At 53.5% G+C, this 22188-nt stretch carries 14 protein-coding genes and 5 pseudogenes; 10 read left to right on the top strand and 9 right to left on the bottom strand.

The window, feature by feature from the left end; genetic code table 11:
• Positions 1-950: 950 nt before the first annotated feature.
• Positions 951-1523 (bottom strand): annotated as a pseudogene (locus BIND_RS20665) (transposase); the annotation flags it as partial.
• Between the two features lie 233 nt (positions 1524-1756).
• On the opposite strand from BIND_RS20665, the gene BIND_RS13085 reads away from it, so the two are divergent.
• The gene (locus BIND_RS13085; RefSeq protein WP_012385539.1) at positions 1757-2257 is read left to right on the top strand and encodes a hypothetical protein; all 501 of its coding nucleotides are present in this window, start codon (positions 1757-1759) and stop codon (positions 2255-2257) included.
• Positions 2258-2453: 196 nt separating this feature from the next.
• On the opposite strand, the gene BIND_RS13080 is transcribed toward BIND_RS13085, so the two are convergent.
• A complete protein-coding gene (locus BIND_RS13080; RefSeq protein ID WP_012385538.1) occupies positions 2454-3872 on the bottom strand; it encodes an ATP-binding protein in 1419 nt (472 codons plus the stop codon).
• Positions 3869-4582 (bottom strand): response regulator, encoded by a 714-nt coding sequence (locus tag BIND_RS13075; protein ID WP_012385537.1) that lies wholly within the window; start codon positions 4580-4582, stop codon positions 3869-3871. The genes BIND_RS13080 and BIND_RS13075 overlap by 4 nt, the downstream gene beginning before the upstream one ends.
• Before the next feature lie 946 nt (positions 4583-5528).
• Between BIND_RS13075 and BIND_RS13065 the strand changes: the two genes are divergently transcribed.
• From BIND_RS13065 to BIND_RS13045, 5 genes are all read left to right on the top strand, one after another.
• Entirely contained in the window at positions 5529-6113 is a 585-nt protein-coding gene (locus tag BIND_RS13065; protein WP_012385536.1) for a thermostable hemolysin, read from the top strand.
• Positions 6097-7575 (top strand): AMP-binding protein, encoded by a 1479-nt coding sequence (locus BIND_RS13060; RefSeq protein ID WP_012385535.1) that lies wholly within the window; start codon positions 6097-6099, stop codon positions 7573-7575. Before BIND_RS13065 ends, BIND_RS13060 begins: the two co-directional genes overlap by 17 nt.
• Before the next feature lie 20 nt (positions 7576-7595).
• Positions 7596-8264 (top strand): iron-containing redox enzyme family protein, encoded by a 669-nt coding sequence (locus BIND_RS13055; protein WP_012385534.1) that lies wholly within the window; start codon positions 7596-7598, stop codon positions 8262-8264.
• Positions 8254-9033 carry an SDR family NAD(P)-dependent oxidoreductase gene (locus BIND_RS13050; RefSeq protein ID WP_012385533.1) on the top strand — a complete coding sequence of 260 codons (780 nt, stop codon included), beginning with the start codon at positions 8254-8256 and terminating at the stop codon, positions 9031-9033. Before BIND_RS13055 ends, BIND_RS13050 begins: the two co-directional genes overlap by 11 nt.
• A 189-nt stretch (positions 9034-9222) precedes the next feature.
• On the top strand, positions 9223-9429 hold the full coding sequence (locus BIND_RS13045; RefSeq protein ID WP_041778089.1) for a hypothetical protein: 207 nt from the start codon (positions 9223-9225) through the stop codon (positions 9427-9429).
• A gap of 642 nt (positions 9430-10071) precedes the next feature.
• Here the strand turns inward: BIND_RS13045 and BIND_RS13040 are convergent.
• Positions 10072-10302: pseudogene (locus BIND_RS13040) on the bottom strand (IS6 family transposase); the annotation flags it as partial.
• 1285 nt (positions 10303-11587) lie between these two features.
• Here BIND_RS13040 and BIND_RS20655 point away from each other — a divergent pair.
• A complete protein-coding gene (locus BIND_RS20655) occupies positions 11588-13426 on the top strand; it encodes a DUF1302 domain-containing protein (protein ID WP_012385530.1) in 1839 nt (612 codons plus the stop codon).
• An 87-nt stretch (positions 13427-13513) separates the two neighbouring features.
• Positions 13514-13973: pseudogene (locus BIND_RS21970) on the top strand (transposase); the annotation flags it as partial.
• A 10-nt stretch (positions 13974-13983) separates the two neighbouring features.
• Here BIND_RS21970 and BIND_RS13030 read toward each other — a convergent pair.
• The 4 genes from BIND_RS13030 to BIND_RS13015 all read right to left on the bottom strand — a co-directional run bounded on the left by BIND_RS13030 (position 13984) and on the right by BIND_RS13015 (position 18197).
• Positions 13984-15198, bottom strand: a complete 1215-nt coding sequence (locus BIND_RS13030; protein WP_041778087.1) for a citrate/2-methylcitrate synthase — start codon at positions 15196-15198, stop codon at positions 13984-13986.
• 224 nt (positions 15199-15422) lie between these two features.
• Positions 15423-16469: a cyclase family protein gene (locus BIND_RS13025; RefSeq protein ID WP_012385528.1), complete on the bottom strand. Its 1047-nt coding sequence runs from the start codon at positions 16467-16469 to the stop codon at positions 15423-15425.
• Positions 16470-16479: 10 nt separating this feature from the next.
• Positions 16480-16788 (bottom strand): DUF4387 domain-containing protein, encoded by a 309-nt coding sequence (locus tag BIND_RS13020; RefSeq protein WP_012385527.1) that lies wholly within the window; start codon positions 16786-16788, stop codon positions 16480-16482.
• Positions 16788-18197 (bottom strand): acyclic terpene utilization AtuA family protein, encoded by a 1410-nt coding sequence (locus BIND_RS13015; protein ID WP_012385526.1) that lies wholly within the window; start codon positions 18195-18197, stop codon positions 16788-16790. Before BIND_RS13015 ends, BIND_RS13020 begins: the two co-directional genes overlap by 1 nt.
• 276 nt (positions 18198-18473) lie before the next feature.
• Here BIND_RS13015 and BIND_RS13010 point away from each other — a divergent pair, with 276 nt between their 5' ends.
• Positions 18474-19901, top strand: coding sequence for an MFS transporter (locus BIND_RS13010; RefSeq protein WP_012385525.1), 1428 nt, complete (start codon positions 18474-18476; stop codon positions 19899-19901).
• 600 nt (positions 19902-20501) lie between these two features.
• Positions 20502-21063: pseudogene (locus tag BIND_RS13005) on the top strand (ISL3 family transposase).
• Between the two features lie 416 nt (positions 21064-21479).
• Here the strand turns inward: BIND_RS13005 and BIND_RS13000 are convergent.
• A pseudogene (locus tag BIND_RS13000) lies at positions 21480-22171 on the bottom strand (VIT1/CCC1 transporter family protein).
• Positions 22172-22188: the final 17 nt, after the last annotated feature.

Raw genomic sequence — 22188 nt, 5'->3', positions numbered from 1 at the left:
GGAGCAATGATAGCTCTAAGCTGGGGTTGTTACATTGGGAAATGAATCCTATTAACCTGGGGCGAGCGAGGAACTAAATAGCTTTGGCGCGCAAGGAGATCTAAGCCTTTGAATCTCCGGCAGTGCTGCAGCCCCCGCATTTCCAGGCAATATGCGATCTTAGAATTTGTCTTCATCGAATACGTTACTCTAGGCTCGACAGTGACAATGTTTAGCCTGTGATTTTACTTGTCTGATGTCCACTTTATTCGATTTTCAATATAATATTTTAAAATTGACATAAATTGGCTGTTGGTTCTGTGACGAGCAATGGGCGACGATCATTGCGCATTTGCCGAAGAACTCGCCTGAGACCCAGCGAGGGCGTCGATGGAGAAGGCTAACCCAGGCGGAGATCGAGCAGGCGATCCACGCCGATCGCGATCTCAGCAGACAAACGATTTCTGTAGCCCTGCAATGTTTGAAAAGAGCCAGCGAGGGGGATCTGGAGGACGGCAAATGGAGCCTGAAGGTCTGACGTCAGCGCGGTGGATAATAAGGCCCGAGGAAGAGATCGCCGAGGGTCTTGCGGCGATACAGGGTTAGCCAGCGCCGACATTGATGTTCGAACTGGTCATAGAGAAGATGAGGTAAGTTCATGAAACGGAAAAAATGTAAGCTTATACCAAGTCCTTGGAAGACCGACTCCTTGAGGTTTTCCAATTGGCGATGATGTGATTTAGTTGTGGCGAATGAAGGAGGTTCGCCATGATGATCCCGGTCAGGCTCCGGGCGGATTATATTGGGTCGCAGCTTCAGACCTTGGCGAAGCAGACCAAGGAGGCAGCTTTGCTCGTCGTCTGATGGCGCTTACCGAGATCTATGATAGCGGCTCACGGACCGACGCGGCCCGCATCGGCGGGGTCGGGCTGCAACCATCCGAGATTGGTGCTGCGTTTCAAGCCAACGGGCCCGATCGCCCGCTTGCGTCCGCCGCGCCGCCGTACGGCGAGTTTTTCCTCGCGGTAGAGACGGAAAAGCCGTTTGTGGTTGACGACATAGCCTTCGCGCCGCAACAGAACGTGCAGACGTCGATAGCCAAAGCGCCGTCGTTCATGTGCGATCGCCTTCATCCGCTCGCGCAAGCCGGCGTCCTCGTCCCGGACAGCCTTGTAGCGAACCATCATGCGGCAACAGCCAAGAATTTTACACGCCCGCCGTTCGCTCATCTCAAAAGTCGTTCGAAGATGCGCAACCGCATCTCGCTTAACGACGGGCGTCACCATTTTTTCCCAGGAGATCCTTCAAAGCCGTGTTGTCGAGCATGGCATCGGCCAGCAGGCGCTTGAGCCGCGCGTTCTCGTCCTCAAGCTGCTTCAGCCGCTTGGCTTCCGACACCTCCATGCCGCCGAATTTGGCCTTCCACTTGTAATGCTGGCGTCGCTCACGCCGTCTTTGCGGCAAAGCTCCGCGACCGGCATGCCGGACTCGTGTTCCTTCAATATCGCAATGATCTGCTCTTCAGAAAAACGCTCGCGCTTCATTCTCTCGTTCTCAGTTCGGGCCAGAGCTTACTTCAATACGGATAAGCCTCAGGGGACAACGTCAACGACCCGAAACTTTGCTCGACTATTTTGCGCCGGAAACAATCTCTCGTAAGCTTCACACTCCACACATCGAGTGAATAAATTCGTAAGCTAAAGTTGCGGCTCTCTTGCCAAGAGAAGTGCTTTTTCCTCTGGGTTCGACTCTCCTGATGTTTTTTGGAGCTTCTGAAATGTCTCACTTCTTGATGTGCTGTGTACTAATCGGAGCTGGCATTGTTAGCGGTATGTATCTAATCGAGGTAGCGATTGCCGTCATAGTGGCACGCTACCTGTTCGCTGATCTGTTGCAAGCCAAGATTAATCTAATAATCGCTGCGCGGCAGTATGGTGAGACCCAGATGATAAAAAATCCGATCAATATGACGGCGGTGAAGCCGAACGAGTTTCCGATTGCGATCGCTAGCAACATGTTCACGACGGCATACTCTCTTCCAGTTGAACGTGCTCCACTCTCCGTCGAGGTCATAGTCTCGGAACTCGGTTTCAGGTGGGTGATACAACGTCAACTATACTGGAAACACCAGATCGCCGTCACCAATTTTAAATTAATAACTTCATTGACTACTCATCCATCTATTCTTAATATACTCTCTATTCTTGCCGTGCCTGGGCAACTACAGATCTTGTGCTGGTCGGCCTTGGTGGCACCGCTTGTTTACACGATTTTATAAGCTAATCGTGCGTTGTCTCGTTGGATCGTCAAGCTATTCTTTACGTATTTTGCTGTCCAGTACACGCTCGCGTGATCTATTTTCCTTGCCAAGGTAAAGTGGAGAAAACGAGTTCGGCGTGTCCAAACGAAACGAACGCTGAAAGTACACAATGCTGTGATTGCATCAATCACAAAATGTAAACGTAAACGCCGTGTTAAATTTCAGGTGAGCGATGCACTTTCGCAATATTGGATGCTCCCTTGCCAGATTGCGTCATAACCGCCAGCGTGATACGCGCTTCCAAACCGCCTCCGGGCCGATTATAGAGAATGATCTCGCCTCCATGGCCCTGAACAATGGCTTGCGCGACTGTCAGACCAAGACCAACACCGCCCGTGGTACGATTGCGCGATTTCTCGAGACGAAAGTAGGGTCTGAACACGCGATCGATTGCATCTGGTGGTATTCCTGGACCTCTGTCCCTAATAGACACTATAAACGTCGTTTCTTCACAGGAAAGTTCGATCTCTGGGGGCGTTCCATATTTGATGGCGTTCTCGATTAGATTGGTAAAAGCCCGCTTCAGGGCGAACGGTCGCCCTCGATACACCACACGTGATGGGCCAGTATAGCCGATGCCGATATTCTGATCCGCGTAGTCGTTGACAATCGTGAGTATAACTCCTGGCAAATCGAAAATGGTTGTATCTTCCTCTAAGGCATCGTCTCGAAAGAAAGCAAGTGCACCATCGACCATTGCCTGCATTTCGTCAACATCGCGGAATAACCGTGTCCGTTGCCCGTGGTCCTCGATGAACTCACCCCGTAAGCGTATCCGTGTTAAAGGTGTCCGTAGATCGTGCGAAATGGCTGCAAGCATCGTTGTCCGATCGGCGACAAATTTCTGGATTTGCCCCTGCATGGCATTAAATGTCTTGATTACTTGTCTCAATTCCTGTGGCCCGGTTTCCGCAATGGCGGGCGCATGAGGATTAATACCAAAAAGATGCGCGGCTTCAGCAAGCTGCTCGACGGGTCGGGAAAGTTGGCGTGCCGCGATCGCAGAGACGATAGTAATTGACAGAACTAGGAAAACCAGCCAGAGAGCCCAACGTTCTGGTCGAGAGAGTCCCCAAAGCCTGTTCAACACAGTAAAAACAAGCCAACTTCTGTCTGTCAGCTTCACTGCTAAGAAATAGGCGTTAGGGTATTTAGCACGATCATGGTTAAGTGCTGGTATTGTTGATACGCGACTGTTTGGTTCGAAGATCACGACAGTTCTAAAGGTATCACTGAGGAGGTTGCCCATCAGCGACCGACCGTCCTCGGCGTCCGTTGCATTCTCAAGCGCGGCGGAGACAGGCGAGGCCGAAATGTAGAAGTCGATATGAAGCGTGCTGGTGGTTGCCGCTGCTACCAGGGCCTGCCGCATCTGCGGTGGCGCTGCATCAATGACTCGGACGACTCCTGCCGCCACCCCCAGGAGTCCCGACGCTTGTAATTCGGGCTGCGCCCATACGCCTCCAAAGGCAAAAAACAAGCGGACACACGTGAGTGTGGCCATGACAGCCAGAATTATTGTCACGGCAAATCGTCGTGCGATGGTGTCTCTCGGCCAGGCCACGAGCTTCATCCGCGCGTCACCACTGGTGTGAAAATATAGCCGCCATTCCGTACTGTTCTAATCACCGATGGCTTCTTCGGGTCATCCTCTAGCTTGTGGCGAAGTCGACTCACCTGCACGTCAATGCTGCGGTCGAAAGCGGCGTGTGACAGTCCGCGCGCGAGATCGAGCAATTGGTCCCGGGTGAGGACGCGTTGGGAATGCTCAGCGAACGCAAGCAGCAAGTCGAATTCGCCACCCGATAGAAGGATGAGAGCATTGTCCCCGGACCGCAACTCACGTCTGGCGACATCGAGACGCCAACCTGCGAAGCAAAGCATCGGTCGCGTCTCGCTCGGTGTGGGGGTCGCCTCCAGCTCGGCCGTCCGGCGCAGCACTGCTTTGACGCGTGCCAGTAGTTCACGTTGATCGAATGGTTTTGTCAAATAATCATCGGCTCCGATTTCGAGGCCAACCACACGATCTGTATGGTCCGCCATAGCTGTCAGCATGATAACGGGCACGCGAGATACTGCACGCATTTTTTGGCAAAGGCTGAAGCCGTCTTCACCCTGCAGCATCACATCAAGAATCACGAGATCGATGGTCTCTTGCTCCAGAGCCGCAAACATGGCTGCACCATTCCCTGCAATCGTCACCGTGTGAGTGTGCTTTTGGAAGAACGTCGTCAATAAGGATAAAATGTCCTCATCATCATCGACGAGCAAGAGATGCGGCATGAATATCATTCTCCGATGGTAACAACTATAATTAGTCTGTTTGCACCCCAATCAAGGGGCTTTGTTGCAGCCCGTACACATGATTACATCGCAGACAATAACAACTCATCAAGCGAGCAAAATCACCCAACTATGATTGCTATTGTCAATGGCCGTTCTAAACTACTGCGCGCTTAGCAACCGACCATGATGATCTCAATCGCCACCGCGTTTATATCGGCAAAACCTAAAGGGAGTTAGAAGTAATATGGAACAATCACTATATCGTATTGTAATTATTATTGCAACAGCCATGTTATCGTTATGATATAGAAAGCATTTGATGAGATGTAAAAGGACAATACGCTCATTAAGATTGATCATTCGCTTTTCTACGGCCGCAAACATGGCTACATCTTTCCCGACATTTGTCACCACATGAATGTACTTCCGAAAGCCAATTTCGAAAGCGCTCGAAGGCAGGCAAATCGACAAAAAATGGATGAAGAAAATCAGGACGGCTCCAAAGAAGAACAGCTGGAGACCTTTCAAAACTGCCTCTGAAAGAACATCGTCAATAAGGACAAAATGTCCTCATCATCATTGACGGACAAGAGATGGGAAACGGGCGTCATTCTCCGAGGATAACACCTATAATTAGCCAGTTGATGTCTCGGTCAGAGGATTTTGTTTCAGTCCGTACATATTATTGCATCGTATCTAAAAACCGCACATCACGCGAGAAAAATTCTTCACTAAGGTAGCCGCGAAATTCTTCTGACATGCGATGCCATACAGCGCACGGTAAGCAACAAGGCTAGAAAATGCAATACAAAAGAAGTAATATTATTAACTATGCTCCAAGAACATACTGTGCTGCGGTTATAGTTGCGACAATAACGTATATAATATGCATATATCTACTTTTTCCATATTAATATTAGGCCCAGTGTGGGAGGGAATACAAATGGCAAATACGATTATATTATATGAAACCGACCCTCTCCGAGCAAAGGCTGAAACCTTTATAAATGAAATCTATTCGAACCATTATGATGCCACGATAGGTAAGATCGCGACACCCTTGATCGCTCGTGTGAGTTCCCATGGCAACATCCTTTGTGCCGCCGGATTAAGATCTGAAAGGGATGGTTTTTTTTCGGAGATCTATCTGGAGGCACCAATTGAAAGCATGCTCAGCGCGGTGTCGCATCGCAAAGTATCCCGGAGCGATATATTTGAGGTCTCTTCGCTCGCCAGTCGAGCTCCCCATGCTATTGCGGGGTTTATCGAGGACATCGTTGCTTTCGGAGAAGATACTGGCTTCTCCTGGTCATTCTTCACACTGACGAGCCGATTATCGCTCATGTTAGAACGTATTGGTTTCGCACTTACTTACCTCGGGGTCGCGGATCGTCGACGAATTGTCGACGTTGAGCGTTGGGGCAAATATTATACCACAGAACCCAAGGTATATGCGGTGGAAAGCACTCGATTCCATACGTACCGTGGTTCCGACAAAGACAAACAGACCCATGCGCACGATCTTTGACGCAATGAGGAGCCACGCGCAAAGCGCCGGCGATGTCAAATCGATAAGTGATCAAACCGAGACGCTTACTCGCCGAGACTTATTGGCACGGGTGGCGGCGCTAGCTTCGGATCTCCGCAGGTTACCACGTGTAATCGGTCTGTTTGCGCCCAATGGCGTAGAATGGGTCATTGGCCAGCTTGCCTGTGTCCTCGCGGGCAAGATCGCTGTGCCCTTACCGACTTTCTTCAGTGATAACCAACTTGCCTATATCATCCGTAATGCCTCGATCGAACTCATTCTGGTGGGCCAAGCAACTTTATCGCGCGCGCTGCAATCGGGTGTCGATATTCACCTCATTGACAACCATCGCTATGAGTGGCAGCCGGCCGATATTGTCGATGGTTTTGGTCAAGTGATCTACACGTCCGGGAGCACAGGGAATCCAAAAGGTGTACGTCACGAAAGCGGGCAGATCGCATGGTCGGCGGCCGCGCTTGCAGCGGCGACTGACGCGCATGAAAGCGACCGTTACCTTTCCGTCCTTCCTTTGCCTCTTCTTCTGGAGACGATCTGCGCCGTCTTTGTTCCTCAACTAATCGGCGCATATGCTTATTTTGACAGTCGAGCGGCTGAGGCTGTTGGACGAAGCAATCCAACCGAACTTGCTGCTGCCTTCGAGAGACATCGACCAACGACGAGTGTTGTCGTTCCTCAATTGCTCAGGTCTTGGACAGGCGAGCTCTTGGCCACTGGCGGACGAGCACCCGCTTCACTGCGGTTCGTAGCGGTCGGTGGTGCTCCTGTGCCAGCGGCCCTCGTGACGGCTGCGTGGGATCTCGGGATCCCGGTACACGAAGGCTATGGCCTTTCCGAGTGTTGTTCAGTCGTGGCGGTCAATTGCGCGAGTGAGCGGCGCGCGGGCACAGTGGGACGACCGCTGAGAGGTTTGAAGGTCTCGATCGAGGAAGGAGAGATCGTCGTCGATGGTCCTTCGGTAATGGACGGCTATCTCGCTCAAGCGGCCGCGCGACGCCCCTGGCGAACTGGCGACCTGGGGAAGTTGGATGTCGACGGCTTTCTCATCGTGCTAGGGCGCAAGGACAATCTCATTGTCACAAGCTTTGGCCGCAACATTAGCCCCGAATGGATAGAAACGATGCTTCTCGGCGATCCGCGTATTGCGTTTTGCGCCGTCATCGGTAACGGCGAGTCATATCTTACTGCTATCCTCATCCCCTCTGCCCACGGCTCCGCTTGGTTTGCCTCTGCAAGTGAAAAGAATGTGCACGACATGATCGCAGAATGTTGTGCAAATGCCCCAGATTATGCGGTGCCAAGCGCATTCATTCTTGTCTCCTTAGATCAAGCGAGAGACGCGCAGATTCTCACTAGTAACTTTCGGTTTGTACGCAAAACGTTGGCCTCATTCGTCACAAATAGATCGTTGCATATGACCGATCGCTCGAAGAATGTTTCTTAACTAACTCGAAAGTTCTGACAATGACCTTCTACGAACGTCTCATTTCTGAAACTACCGACGAGCGGGACGCTTTCCTCGAAATCCCACTTATCCAGCGCACCATTCGGTCCGGGGCATCGCGTTCTCTCTATTTAGAGTTTCTCTCTGAAGCTTATCATCATGTAAAACACACGGTCTCTCTGTTGGCATTGGCCGTATCAAGAACGACAGATGAGCGCTATCAAGCTGCGCTGATTGAATATATAGGAGAAGAGCACGGTCACGAAAAATGGGTACTCGAAGACATCACAGCCTTGGGAGGCAATGCTGAAGACGTGCGCAATGGCAAACCAGGAATATCTTGCCAGGTCATGGTTGGCTACGCCTATTATGCCATTGAGCGGGTAAGTCCATATGCCTTGCTTGGGAGTGTGCATGTACTAGAGGGAATGTCCGTCTTGCTCGCAGATTATGTCGCTGAAGCGATGAAACAATCGCTTGGGTTGGATAATGATAGGGGCCTCTCCTATTTGAAATCTCACGGTTCCTTGGATAGTGAGCACATCACTTTGTTCCGATCGCTCGTTGACGGATTCGAAGAGCATCGAACACAGCAGATTATTATCGAAAACGCCAGAATCTTCTACCGGCTGTATGGTAATATCTTTCAAGATCTGGGCGCGTGCAGGGAGTACAGTGATGCCGCGTGAACAAAAACGGGTCCTAATCACGGGAGCTGGGTCTGGCATTGGTCGCGCCTTGGCGATCGAAGCCGCAAACCTCGGCATGAGCGTCGCCATATGTGGAAGACGGAAGAGTGCTCTAGAAGCGACTGGCGATCTTATAGATGCGAGGAGAAGACCGCTTGTTATATCTGCCGATATTACGATTGCTGCTGATCGCCGTCGCATAGCAGACCATATCAGGGACAAATGGGGTGCGCTGGATGTTCTCGTCAACAACGCTGGAGTCATCGCTGGCGGTCCACTGGAGCATGTTCATGACGACGCCTTAGACCGTATCTTTCAGACCAATGTCATCGGACCGATCGCACTGACACGCGATCTGATGCCTTTACTAGCCGTTGCCAGGCCATCGCGAATTGTGAATATAGGCTCAGTCTTCGGCGATATACCTTATCCGGGTTTTTCCGTTTACTCCGCCTCAAAATTCGCCATGCGCGGGTTCTCCATCGCACTACGCCGTGAGTGTGAAAGGAACGGAATTAGCGTCACTTATGCGGCGCCGCGGGCGACTAAGACAGATGCGGCGGATGCCTTCGCTGACCTGATAGTCAGATCAAGAATGCAGCTCGAATCTCCAGATCGAGTCGCTGAACGGATTTGGCGTGCCGTCATTAATGGAGACGATTCAGTCTACCCATCTGGGCCTGAAAGAATCTATATTTTGATTCAACGAACCTTTCCGCGATTGATCGATTGGGCTCTGAGACGTCAAGCGCTTTCATCGGCCGGGTAACAGAAGCGCTTACTCCGTTGAAGCACTTTAGGAAGGCTCATATATGCTCACGAAATTGAGCAAAATCCTGTTTTTTGTCTTTGTATTCTAATCGCAGCGCTATTTCCGGCCACGGGCTCAGAAGAAAGTGCTACACTCAATGCTGCTGTCAAGCACTTACAAACGAGGTGGGCGAGCATAAAATTCGAAGTGCCAGAAGGACGTCAACAGAAAGAATTGCTGAATGCTCTGGGCGATGAAGCTGCCACTATAGCCTCACTGCAGGGCGTGGCGGGCCCTCCCTCCGTGCTTGGCACTTTCTGGCGCCGCCGCCTCGCCGTGCATGCCGCGGCTTGGCTGGTCAGCCAGGTGGGCGCCCGGAACGCGAACGCGCATTGCGCGACGCCTGGGTACTGACCATTCAACGATCGATTGTGATGGAGTCCCGCGGGCCATAGCGTGAAGGAAATATCGAAGTTTCCGCACTATTCACGTTCTCTGGCGGCGCTCGTATAACCAAGCTACGTTTTTTCTGGCAGCGGCGAGCGCCATCTCTCTTGATGTGTACGCGACGGCAGAATAATAACTTATTGGCGTCCACACTCCTTCATCTTCTGGATCTCGACGAAATTCTTCAAAACCATATGTGCCATCGGGACGAGAAAATAGATCAACACATCGATTGTGTTCGTCATTTTCAATGCTCTCCACAACTAACCAGGATTTATCTATTCGTTTTGACATGATGTGCGGACTCGTTCGTCAGTTATTTGTCTTGAGAGTTCATGAGATACTGCTGAGTTCCCCGAAGTATATTGTTCGATGGTCCTTTTATCCGACAATCTACAGTGCAGAGACGTCTTCGATTTTTATGATGCTTGATATCGGCCCTGCCGGCTCGAAGCTGCGATTTTGGCCAAGTTGAAAAACGAATGCAGAACATTTTATTTCGCGTAACGAGGGCTGGGCCGAAGCGCGCTCGCGATTCCGAGAGCTTTCATCCAGCTGGGAACGGTAGCGCCTTTTCTATCAATATTGATCGCGAACTGACTACTTCACCCGCAGCCGCTTCTCGATCAGCGGCGCATAGGCCAGTGTCCAGCGATTCAGGGTGGTATGATCCACAGCAAAGCCGCGTTCAAGGAACATGTCTTTGATGTTCCGGTAGGTCAGCGGATAGCGCAGGTACCAGGACACCGCTTGTAGGATCAGCCAGGCCTCGAAATGCCGCCCCTTGAAATCGTCCTTGGACGTGCGCTTCAGCTTCTCGGCAATGACGTTGAGGATCATGGCTGGCCTCCCAATCGGGTGGCGCAAAATCCACCTATTTCCTCAGCACGCCGTTAATCTAAAAAGGTTGCGACAAGGTCATTCCCGTCCATTCCTATGGGCGGAATGAACTTAACACCCTGTCCAAATTTCAAACACTACCTCAGAGAAACAGAATGTCGCGTGTCATGACATGACCATCTTCCGTTGTGAAATGCGTCGCGAGCGGTAGAACCAGGCGCAATTCGGTCTGAGGGCATCAAACCATGTATGTGGCGCGTCGGATACACCGGCATTAATATAGATGACATTCGCTGGCTGAAAGGGAATGAGTGAATCATCATCCTTCAATGACTTCGATATATGAAAAGATGGCAAGGTTGCATTGTGCGATTGGCGCAAGCTGCGGTTTAATTTCGATCCCTGTCACATGGCAGGTGTGCCGTCAAAATGGCCTGATAAGGCCTACCGGATCGGTCGCAAACTGTTCAGTCACAGCCTTCCCCCATTGGCTCGCGGTCAATTGTCACTGTTCGTCGGAATATATGTCGAAAGCGTAAAGCATCAATCTTGATTGAATTCATCATGTTCTGTGTCGTCGCCGTAGACTCGATAAAAAGTGTCAAGATTGACGGATTTCCCTTCGATCCGGCATTAATTGAGTCATCAACGTGGCCATCCGAGCCGCGAGCAAGGGAGACAGAGGATGCGATCGAGAGACGCTTTTATGGCGCTGTTGTCAGGTGCGTTGGCTTTAGTCACACTGCCGGCGCATGCACAAAAAACGCCTGAGCCATCCGGCGTGGTTGCTTCGATACTGAACCCAGCACGTCGAACGATGCCTCAACTAAGAACGATAATGTCGTCATCAGCGCATCGCGCTCTGTGACTACTCGCATTGGAAAGCCCAATCGCAGCCTTGAGCACGACGCGCTGGCAACCCGCCGTACCACGACGCTCGAGCAGAGCCTCGACAATCTAGTACCTCTGCAAGTTCGACAGCCAATGTCAATCTGCTCAGTCTTGATCAGAAACACACACTGATGCTGGTCAACAAATAGAGCATATAGCCATCGGTAAGTGACGCCGAGTCAGTTTGGCATTAAATCAATTTGCGTAACCATTTGGTACACAAATGACGGCATGCCCCAACATAAACTCCTGGCTCGAGTGTTGTAATCATACCGTTATGACCGCGAATACAGTGTCGCATAGGCCGAGTTTCAAAATAGGCCTGCAGACCTGTTCCTAAATGCTCGCAGTTTGCGACATCTGTCGCCAATAATGATACCAATTGGGGGGGACAATGAACGACTTAAGAAGAAAAAAAATAGTGCTTTCATGTATTTTATTTCTGTCGACTACAATTGTCGCCGAAAAAAATGTTTTGTCCGCTGATTATTCATTGGGGGAGTTGAACCTTGCTGTGCATGGTGTGATAACGTTCGGAACGGCGATTCGCACGTCTAATCCTGACCCCAGCCTTTCAGTTACAACAACAGGTTTGCCCGGTGGTAATGATGGAGATGTGAATTTTAAAAAAGGCGCCCCTGTTTCGACGGTTTTAAAAGCCGTGGGAGCTGTTGACTTTCAATACAAAAACTATGGCATCTTTGCAAAAGCGAAGACTTGGGAGGATTTGACACTCGACAATGTTGGCGTGCCTTATGGACATTCGCCAAATGGATATGTTCCGAATGCGTTATTAAATGATAATGGCTTTCAGAGCTTGGCCCGCTTTTCCGGAGTATCTTTCCAAGAACTATTTGCCTACGGAAAATTCGATTTATCGGGATTGCCGCTATCGGTTCGGGCAGGTATCCAAACCATAAATTGGGGTATGCCAAGCGCCTTTGCCGGTGGCCTTTCAAACACCGTTAATGCTTTCGATGCAGCCGACTATCACCGCCCAGGTCTTTCGCCAGAAGCGGCGGTGCAACCAGCACCATCGGCCCTCAGACCCGACTTTCTGCCGAATACTACTACAATTCCCACACCAGGACTCTTTGCCCGATTGGACGTGACACCAGCCATGCGCTTGGAGGCCTTTTGGCAATGGGCTTTTGTGCATAATGTTATTGATCCCTGTGGTACTTTCTATTCATCGAGTAATTTTATCGCACAAGGCTGTAATGTCATTGCGTTGGGAACGGCGCCAGGACCGACGAATTATCCTAGCTCAATATCGGCAGGTCGAACTATATATAGAGAAAATGTCCCGTCGGTTCACGATGCTGGCGCGTTCGGAATAGGTGGTATCTATCGCCTAGCACTTTCCCCCACAGAGATAGGGATTTATTTCACGCATACGGACTGGCGTACAGTAATGCCGTCGGCAGTTACCTCCTTGCGACCTTCGGGGTCTGCGCCATTCATTCCTTATAATCCAGACGGGAAAAATCCAGCTTATTTTTCTGATTACGCAAAAGGCATTGATACATTAACAGCAAATTTTAGGTCGAAGTTGAATACTGGAACCAGTTTCTTCGGTGAGACGACATTTCGTTTTAACCAACCCCTTGCGTTCAATGCTGCTGACCTACTTGCGGCAGTAACATCGAATACTTCATTGACTCCTTTGCGTTCCCTCGCGCAAACTTGGCAGCCCGGCACGTTTGTTCACGGTTATGATGAATATCGAACCTTGCAGGTGAATCTTGGAGTACAGCAAATGTTTTCTGATGTACTCGGTGCAAATAGTTTGACGCTCACCGGTGAGGGGACAATGAAACATGTATTCGATCTGCCAAGTGTCAACGTTCGACGGTATGGCCGGCCTGATATGTTTGGGGTTGGTCCCGTAAACGGTGTTTGCCCAGCTTCGACTACAGGGGTCGGATGCATCAATGAAGGCTATGTCACGCCAACGGCCTGGGGTGTAGCAGCTCGGGCTGCTTTTACCTATGCCAACATTTTTGGCTCTGATTTCGATGTTATTCCATCTGTGATTTATAGGTACGATTGGCGAGGCTACTCTTATGATCAGGTCTTGAACCAGGGAAGACAGGCAGCGATCGCTTCTGTTAGGCTAGATTACAAACACAAGCTCTATCTTGAGGCATCCTATTCTCCGAGTTGGGGTGGTACATACAACGTGCTGCGTGATCGATCTGTGGCGACTGTCAGTGTTGGTTGGATTTTCTAGCACTACAGTTGGATTTTGATTTGAATTTTGAATCTATGAGAGCCCTTGCTTCGAACCCTGATCAACGGTGGCGCGTCTGTCGAGACAATGTTGGAACTCTGGGCCTCATCGCTATGGGATACGAAGGAGCGGATCCGGTCGTTGTTTACGCAGGCGCGTGTCACGGTTTCTGTGTTGGCGTTTCTGGATGCATTGATTGGCAATGAACCGCGCAAGACCAGGGGATGCAGGCGAAGCCGCGGGTGATCCCAGTCCCTGGCAGCTGCAGACCCTGTTGGGTTACGGGCGATGGAACGCGGATGCGCTTCGAGATGTCGTCAGGGTTTTCGTCTTCGAGCATCTGGGCCCTGATGAGGGCGTTCCCGAGATCGACGAGGCGGGCTTTTTGAAGAACGGCACGTTTTCCTGCGGCGTCAATCGGCAATATACGGGATCGGCCGGCAAGATCAGGAACTGCCAGATCGGGGTGTTTGCGGCCGATGTCTTCGACAAGAGCCAAGCCTTCATCGATCGCGCGCTGTATCTGCCCAAGGACACGACCATCGACACGCCGATGATCAGTTTCCCGTCGGAACGGGCAATTCGCCACGATACGTTGCAGATGGCGCAACGAAGTCGCCGCTCTGCGACTGTTCGATGGAATGCGCCACCCAGCCTGCGCACCGGCCAAGAACATAGAGCACGCGGTGCCGATCAAGTCCGACCAACTGGCCAAACAGGATATTCACGAGCGCGAAGCTGGGATAAAGGTCGAGCGTCTCGCCGACTATTTTGCACGAGCGCTCGACCTTCTTGAACAGCGAGTGCGAGCCGAAGATCTTCTCCAGATGGCGCAGCATCGCCTCGGCTCGCGGATCCTGACCCTCGTATGGCTGCGGTGAATCGAATCCGGGGATGAGTTCTCCCTTGCGCAACCGTCGCACGACAACCGAACGCGGATCCGCGCTATCGGCGACCTCGTGGAGAAACTGCCGTATGCCTTCGGAGCGGCCAAGGCGGCTTTCTCGTCCGGAGGCAATGGAAAGGCCGGCAAGTACAGAACGATAGGCTGTAACGCCGGAGCTGGCGACAGCGCGAACCGCATAGGTGCCGGCACCAAAGCCGTGATCTGCCGACAGTACGAGCAGGCGCCGGATTGCGTCGGCCACCTCCGCGGAAGCCTTGAGATGCTTGGCGACTTGCTCGTGCAATGGCTCGTTGGAAGGGCGGTCGGTGTCGGTGAGGATTGCGGCGTACCAGCGCAAGACATCAGCCCCGGTCCGGCACATGCCGATATGGCTGAGATCGAACGCCCGAGGATTCGCATGTTCAAGGAATGGCAGGAGTGCGATAGCCTTGTCCGTTGTCATCGCGTGTGAAAGCAAATTACCCATACCCGACAATTCGACAGGTACAGACGGTGTAGCGGCGCCAAATGCCTGTTGTTCGTCGACTTGCCAGAGCAACGCCGCCACTTCCTCCAGTGTCATATGGTCTGACAAATCAATCGCATTGCGGCCGCGGTAAAACGGAGCTTGAGGCGTGAGCAGGGTAATGTCCGTATTGTCAGGGCGACCGTTTAGCTCCGCGCGCTTCCAGAGAAGGGCCTTGGCGTGCGCGATGTCAGCCCGCCAATAGATGCGTTGGCGCGTGCCTGGCACCTGACGCGTCCGAAGCCGCTTGCGACTCACATAAGAATAAAGTGTATTGATCGTCACGCCCAACTCAGCCGCAGCCTCTCGGGCGGTCATGTAGAGTTCGTCGATCAGTTCGGATCGGCTGGCATCATTCACTGTGACTTTTCCCAACGAGCGCGTAGTCGTTGTAACCGGATGAAGGCAGCTTTCGTCGAGCATCGGCCGGCGAAGCTGCCCGTTAACTTACGTACCCTTCTCCTGATGTCAGGCTGCAACACAACCTGTCTGTTGCTTCACGTCAAGAACTTGTAGCTGCTTTGCGTCCAAAGTCAGTGGTCCATTGCGAGGCAAATAACCCGAAAGCGGACAAAGCCCATCGTCTAGACGGTAGCAACTGGCGTCACTGGTGATCCCACCGCTCCGGGAAGCCGAAGCGGCGGTGCGGTAAGAAAGAAACGCGTACGACCGTGCTGGCGAAGCCAGTTCGCTAGATCTCTCAGGAACCATTGCTCACCAAGCGGAATGCCGAGCTTGAACAGACAATGGTGATGTAACGGCGCGGATAGGCCCTTTGTTTCGACGCAGCGACCAGGAAGTAACTCCACGGCACGGTTATCGGATGCGATCGCAGCGACGCCGCTGTCGGTGATCCACTGCAGTAATCGGTCATCGCAGCCATCCAGACCGGCACATGTGCCATGCAGCACCTCGCGCTTGGGATGGCCAGCCATCTCGAGAATCACTTGATCGTAGCCAGTGTAAAGCAAGAGTATGTCACCGGTCTCGACCACTGTGCTGGCCGCATCCATCGCGCGCATCAGGTCGTCATAGCCGACGAAATGGCGCTCACGACCGAACAGCGCATGAAGATCGACAAGGACGCCGCGGCCCTGGATACAGGTTTCGGCCAGTCGGTCGACGCCGAGTTCATGGGCGTTCGGGTTCTCAAAGCGGGCCCAAGGTTCTGCATGTGGGTTCTCAATAGGGGACACGACAGTCTCGCCCGCACGCCATCCATTATAGTAGACGATCTCGTCTTGTCCATCGTCGTCAGCATCGAACGCGGCACCGATGTGCGCAAAGCTATCCCATTGCGTCGAATATTGCGTGTAGAGCAGCACAGCATCGTCGCTCACCACGCCGGTTGAGGCAAAGCCGGCCGCCTGTGACCCTGAACGATTATAGACGGGCACGCCATCCTGCACGGTCGCGACCAGCTTGGGCGGATGACGGCGCGGATTAGCGACGTTTCCTCCTGGCAGGTCGAGCGGCAAGCTGAGGCAGAAGCTGATCCCCGTCCGCACCTCTTGTACAGCGGCCAGCACACGCTCCGGGGTAAGCAGATTGAGTCGGCCGACGGCATCGTCGGGGCCGAAGTCGCCCCAGTTCGAGCCGTCCGGGCGGCGTTTCCAGCGCTGCAAGATCATATTCGCGTCCTCATGGTATCATGATGCCCATCAACGGGGCGAATTGCTGACCACCATGCATGTCCGCGTCGCCGATGTCGCCTTGAGTGATCGGTCGCGGGATGCTGAACTTGAACGCAAGCGCGTTGCGGCATTCGAAGAAGCGCACGGTTTCGATTGGGCACCGATAGAGGCTGGCGAAGTTCTCCGTGGTCATCTGCCCGGACGCTTTCACACGATCATAGTCGGCCTCGCTCGACAGCATGATGTCGAAGGTGAGGACGAAAGGCCCGGCGTTTTTGCTGCGGATCAGATTGGCGATTTCGCTTAATGGGTGCATCACGCGGCTCCTCCGATTTGGACGATTTCAAGACGGAACATGTCGCGCCAGTCGTCAGGCTCCGCGACATGGTTGAGATTGAAACGCCAGATGGGGCCGCGCTCCAGTTCAGCGGGGTTGTGGAGGCAGGCGAACCCGGTGATCGCGCCCTTCCACTCCGGGATTGGCGCATGCAGTAGGGGCTGGCGGCACATCTTCACGATTTGCGTGGCCAATTCCTGCGTAGGGGCGGTCACCTCGGTGACAATCCCAACTTCGTGCCCGGCCGTTTGCTCCGTCTCGAGTGAGCCCATGACGGCGTTCTTGCCATAAATATGGAAGACCAGCCTGTACTGATCGCGGGTGATCTGATCGCCGAGCACATGCTCGACTGACCGATGGATGTATTCGGTAACCTTGCCGAGCCAATTGTCGAGCTGCCGAATGATATAGGGGTCACGAATGCCGCCGATCATCACGCTCTGGAAACCGAGTTGCTCGGCCCCCTCCAACTTCACTGTGAACGGCTTGTCGCGAAATGCGCTGCCCGTGACACGGACGGTCTTCTCATCCACTGGCTCGAACTTTGAATTGGTCAAATCAAGAATGCCTGAGCACTCTGTGTGCAGATATGGGTCGCCGTTCTCGTAAAGGCTATGCGCGGCGATGCTGAGCGGCGTACAGCGAAGATTGTCGCCAACAGGGCCGATCAGCATCTCGTTCGGCCGGATCGTACCGACGATGACCCCCTCCTTGCGAGGCATTTCACAAGCGAGCGTGCCGCATTCGACCACCTTGCCCGCATGCCAGGACAATCCCTCGGGCAGTCCGTGCATGATGGGGAAGGCCGCAAAGAGTGCGGGATCACTGCATCGGCCCGCGATGACAATGTCAACGCCTTCCTTCAACGCTGCCTGCAATGGTTCTACCCCCATCATGCCAACGATACGGCTGCTGCGGGCGAAGACGCCGCCATCGATCTCGGGTGCCGGGTTCAGCGGCTTGATCCGGCCCGCATTGTAGAGCGCCTCGAGATAGGCGGGATCCTGTTGCGACTTGAGGATGGCGACGCGCTTCGACCATCCGTGCTCCTCAATGATCTCGCGCACGATATCCATCATCCAGTCGACATGGATGTCGGAGCCCGCTGTGCCGACCGAGCCAATTAGCACGGGAATGTCAGCTTTGTTCCCGGCACGAAGCACGGCGGCGGCATCGCTCTTGACCGCGGCACGTGAGAAAGCAGCTCGCCCACTGCCCAGCGCGAAGGGACCAGCGTCCGTGCTGCCGGCATCGCAGGCGATGAAATGCGGCCTGCTCTCTAGTGCCGCCATGAGGCTCGGTTCGTGGACTCCTACGCCAAGCGCCCCAGTCGCGGAAATGAACCGAGCTTCATCGAGCCGTTCGGTAATCTCAATATTCACGGTCATCAGAAAACGGGCCTTCGCTGTAATGTAGAAGCAGCGACCAATGAGGTCGTATGTGTAGGGATCGATTGCGTATGAGTTGATAATGCCGTGTCGAAAGGAAATCCGTCAATCTTGACACTTTTTATCGAGTCTACGGCAAGTTGCTTTGGCTGCTTTGGGGATATTTATGAGCACGGCGCAGAACATGATGAATTCAATCAAGATTGATGCTTTACGCTTCTCGAAATATGTTCCGGCGAACAATGGCATTGACCGCGAGCCAATGGGAGGAAGACTGTGGCTGAACAGTTTGCGGCCGATCCGGCAGGTCGTATTGGGCGTCGGATCGACGCACTACCGATGTCGCGCCGGTTGTGGACCTGGGTGTTTCTGATATCTGTCGGCGGGCTTTTCGAAATCTATGATATGGCGCTAACCGCGCCGCTGTCCGCGGCGCTTGTGGCTGCGCACATCTTTCACCCTGGCGAAACCGGTCTATTCGGGCTGGCCGACCAGGCGACCTTTGTCTTTGCGACTTTCTCGGGTTTATATATTGGCGTGCTCGCCTTTTCGGCTTTCGGTGATCGGCTCGGCCGCCGCTCTGTCTTCGCGATATCGCTGATCTGGTATGCCATTGCCACACTTGTGATGGGCCTGCAGAACTCAGTGATCCCAATCTGTCTGTGGCGCTTTCTGGCAGGTGTGGGGCTTGGCGCGGAAGCAGTCGCGATCGACTGCTTCCTTGTGGAACTCGTGCCATCCCGCATACGAGGGAGAGCTTTTGCGATCTCCATGGGCATCCAGTATTGCGGAATACCGTTAGCCGCCTTCCTCGCTGTTTTTCTCGTCGGCCACGCACCATTGGGTATCGATGGTTGGCGATGGCTGACCTTCATGCCAGTGATCGGCGCGATCGGCTTCTGGGATGCACGTCGGCGTTTACCTGAATCTCCACGATGGCTGGCGCAAAAAGGCCGCGTGGAAGAGGCGGCCCGTGTGGTCGATTTGCTGGATGATGGTTCTGGCCTTATCGTTAGTCATTCAGGCCTCAAGAGAAAACCGCGCGTCGTTTTTGTTTCACGGCATCATGTGGTGCACATGGCCTGGATGATGCTGGTCTACTTCAACCTGCAGAACATCGCCTTTTATGGCTTCGGCAGCTGGCTCCCGACCTTGATCCAGTCGCAAGGTGCCAATCTGAAATCGAGTTTGTTCTACTCTGCAGGCGTGGCATTGGCGGCACCGACCGCGCCACTGCTGCTTAGCTTGATCAGTGACAGATTCGAACGCAAGCATCTGATCATCGTTAGCGGCTTGTTTGCTGTCGTCGCGGGTCTTAGTTTTGCCTACGCCGATGCCCCACTTGGCTGGGTTGTGTTCGGCATTGGACTGACGCTGAGCAATTCAGTGTTGTCGGTCAACAGTCACAACTACCTCAGCGAACTGTTCCCGACTCGCATCCGGGCGCGAATGGTCGGCTTCCTCTACTCGTTCACCCGGCTCTCCGCTGCCGTCAGCGGCTACATCATCGCCTATGTGCTGGCGGAAACCGGTGTAAAGGGAGTCTTCGCGCTGATCAGTACGCTCATGATCGTGGCAATATCCGTCATCGGGCTGTTCGGACCTCGGACGTCTGGCGTGACTTTCGACGAGGCCGCTTCCGATGATCAGATTCCCGTCGGAACGGGCAATTCGGAGACCGACAAAAAACTGGGGAGTCGCTGAGGGAAACTCCACTGTCGGACGGTCGATAACCGGGTTCTGTTCCAATTTGCGTGCTTGATTGGCTTGGGAGAGCCGAGCCCCCATATATAGGGCATGCGGAAGAAGATCAATTTGGCCTTCGGGCCTGGCATTGCGGTCGAAACGATCGACCATCGTGAGGAAGGCTGGGTAGTTTCAGCCCTCGGAACCGGAACACGCAGTTGCCCCGGCTGCGGTGTGGTCTCAACCATGCGGCACAATTGGCACGTCAGACACCTGCAGGGTCTACCATCCAGGGGATCCCTGTGGCCATCGCGTTGCAACTGGGACGCTGGCGCTGCTGCAACGAGAGCTGCACGCGCAAGACTTTCGTCGAGAGGATCTCCACCGTCTTTCCGTTTGCCCGACGGACTGCACGGGTCGGCAAGATCATTCGTCTCTTTGGCCATGCGACAGGTGCTGGGTCGGAGCACGAACCGTCTTGCACTGCCGACTAGCCATAGCACGGTCCGCTCCTACGGCCCGATCACCGGCCTCTTTCAAGGATTTCCTGAAGCAGCAATGGGAGGCCGGAAACCGGTGTGGAGGCCATCTATTGCATGATCTCCGGCACCGTGGCTAATGCAGGCAGCCGCTCTCAATTCTATCGCTTCCTCGTGGAATGGCGGCGGCTTGAGCCGTATGGGAAGCAGGCAGATCAAGGCGTCACCAACATCAATTCCTTCGCTTGAGGAAACAAAAGCGACCGACCCGGTGACGGGCTGGCAGATCTCGCCAAAAATCGCCGCAGCGCTGTGTCTGAAGCCGACGCGCCTGCTAACCCCGCGTCAAGCACTCAAGGTTAAAGTCCTGAAGCAGGCCTCCCCAAGCTTCGTCACCATGCGGGCTCTGACCATGCGGTTTCGTGGTCTTATGCGCAGCAAGGAGCCTTCAAAGCTTGAAACGTGGCTCGATGAGGTAAGACATGCCGCCATTCTCCCTCTGCAGCAATTTGCCAAAACGCTGAAGCGTGATCTCGCCGCTGTCCGAAACGCGATCACTCAGCCTTGGAGCAATGGGCAAGCGGAAGGACAGATCAACCGTTTGAAAACGCTCAAAGCGGATGATGTACGGAAGAGCCGGCATTGATCTGCTCCGCGCTCGGAGGATGCCGTTTGAATTCGTAAGTGAAACTGTGAAATAAAGCTCAGATGCTTCATACAGGCTGCTTTAAAATAAGTGGAAAAACAGAGTGTTAAATTTCATTTCCTTGATTGGGCATGGATCTCGACCGTTTATGCTGCATCGCACATAAAGCCTGACCTTATGCTTGCACTTTCACGCATCAAGAATCAGAAAGCAGCTTATTGATATCGGCTACATAATTAATGTCTGCCAGCACGCAAAGTGGAACAGAACCCGGTTAGGGCAATCCGACAACCGCTGCCGCCTGGACGTGCGAGAACTTGAAATTACCAGATAAATACCGTTCTTCTCCGATAGCCCCAGCTTGCCTGATGTTTGACCTTGGGTCTCATTGCGGTAGATGGTGCTGGATGGTCGCCGACCTCATCCTCGCGGTCGGTTCGACCATCCGTTCGTTATGATCGGCGCGAGGCCTCAGGCAACCGTGCCGAAGATCGCGCCGATCCCAGCCGTCACGGCCATCGCGAGTGCCCCCCAGAACGTCACACGGATCGTCGGCTTCAGGATATCGGCACCACCGGCCCTGGCTCCAATCATGCCGAGCAGGGCCAAGAACACCAGGGAACCAACTGAGACAGCCGGCAACAATAAGTTTGATGGCGAAACAAGGACAAGCGCGAGCGGCGCGGCCGCTCCGACGGAAAAAGTCGCTGCGGACGCCAGTGCTGCCTGCACGGGGGGCGCTGTGGTAATCTCCGAGATGCCGAGTTCATCCCTGGCATGTGCGCCCAATGGGTCCTCGGCTATAAGCTGCTCCGCAACCTGGGGGCTAGACCGGCCTCGACGCCTCGGGAGACATAAATCTGAGCCAGTTCCTTCTTCTCAAACTCTGTATCGCTCGCGAGTTCGCGCTTATCGAGAGATCGGCGTGCTCCGGTGTCAGATTGTGAACTGACCGAGGCATATTCTCCCGCGGCCATGGACATGGCGCCGGCGACCAGGCCAGCCACGCCCGTCAGCAGGACATTGCTTGCGGAGGCCTCTGCCGACGCTACCCCCAGGATTAGGCTCGCCGTCGAAATGATCCCGTCATTGGCGCCGAGCACGGCGGCGCGCAGCCATCCAATTCGCCCGACAAGGTGCCTTTCTTTATGTAAGCGACTCATGGAAAAGCACTCGTGTC

It is taken from the genome of Beijerinckia indica subsp. indica ATCC 9039 (assembly GCF_000019845.1).
Taxonomy (GTDB): domain Bacteria; phylum Pseudomonadota; class Alphaproteobacteria; order Rhizobiales; family Beijerinckiaceae; genus Beijerinckia; species Beijerinckia indica.
Note: the sequence above shows the minus strand (reverse complement) of the source record. Positions and strands in the feature narration are given on the sequence as shown.

What these genes read in the sequence shown, in the direction of transcription:
- BIND_RS13080 (WP_012385538.1), bottom strand. Translation starts at nt 3,872, where the DNA reads ATGAAGCTCGTGGCCTGGCCGAGAGACACCATCGCACGACGATTTGCC.
- BIND_RS13025 (WP_012385528.1), bottom strand. Translation starts at nt 16,469, where the DNA reads ATGATCTTGCAGCGCTGGAAACGCCGCCCGGACGGCTCGAACTGGGGC.
- BIND_RS13060 (WP_012385535.1), top strand. Translation starts at nt 6,097, where the DNA reads ATGCGCACGATCTTTGACGCAATGAGGAGCCACGCGCAAAGCGCCGGC.
- BIND_RS20655 (WP_012385530.1), top strand. Translation starts at nt 11,588, where the DNA reads ATGAACGACTTAAGAAGAAAAAAAATAGTGCTTTCATGTATTTTATTT.
- BIND_RS13050 (WP_012385533.1), top strand. Translation starts at nt 8,254, where the DNA reads ATGCCGCGTGAACAAAAACGGGTCCTAATCACGGGAGCTGGGTCTGGC.
- BIND_RS13085 (WP_012385539.1), top strand. Translation starts at nt 1,757, where the DNA reads ATGTCTCACTTCTTGATGTGCTGTGTACTAATCGGAGCTGGCATTGTT.
- BIND_RS13020 (WP_012385527.1), bottom strand. Translation starts at nt 16,788, where the DNA reads ATGCACCCATTAAGCGAAATCGCCAATCTGATCCGCAGCAAAAACGCC.
- BIND_RS13055 (WP_012385534.1), top strand. Translation starts at nt 7,596, where the DNA reads ATGACCTTCTACGAACGTCTCATTTCTGAAACTACCGACGAGCGGGAC.
- BIND_RS13075 (WP_012385537.1), bottom strand. Translation starts at nt 4,582, where the DNA reads ATGCCGCATCTCTTGCTCGTCGATGATGATGAGGACATTTTATCCTTA.
- BIND_RS13065 (WP_012385536.1), top strand. Translation starts at nt 5,529, where the DNA reads ATGGCAAATACGATTATATTATATGAAACCGACCCTCTCCGAGCAAAG.
- BIND_RS13015 (WP_012385526.1), bottom strand. Translation starts at nt 18,197, where the DNA reads ATGACCGTGAATATTGAGATTACCGAACGGCTCGATGAAGCTCGGTTC.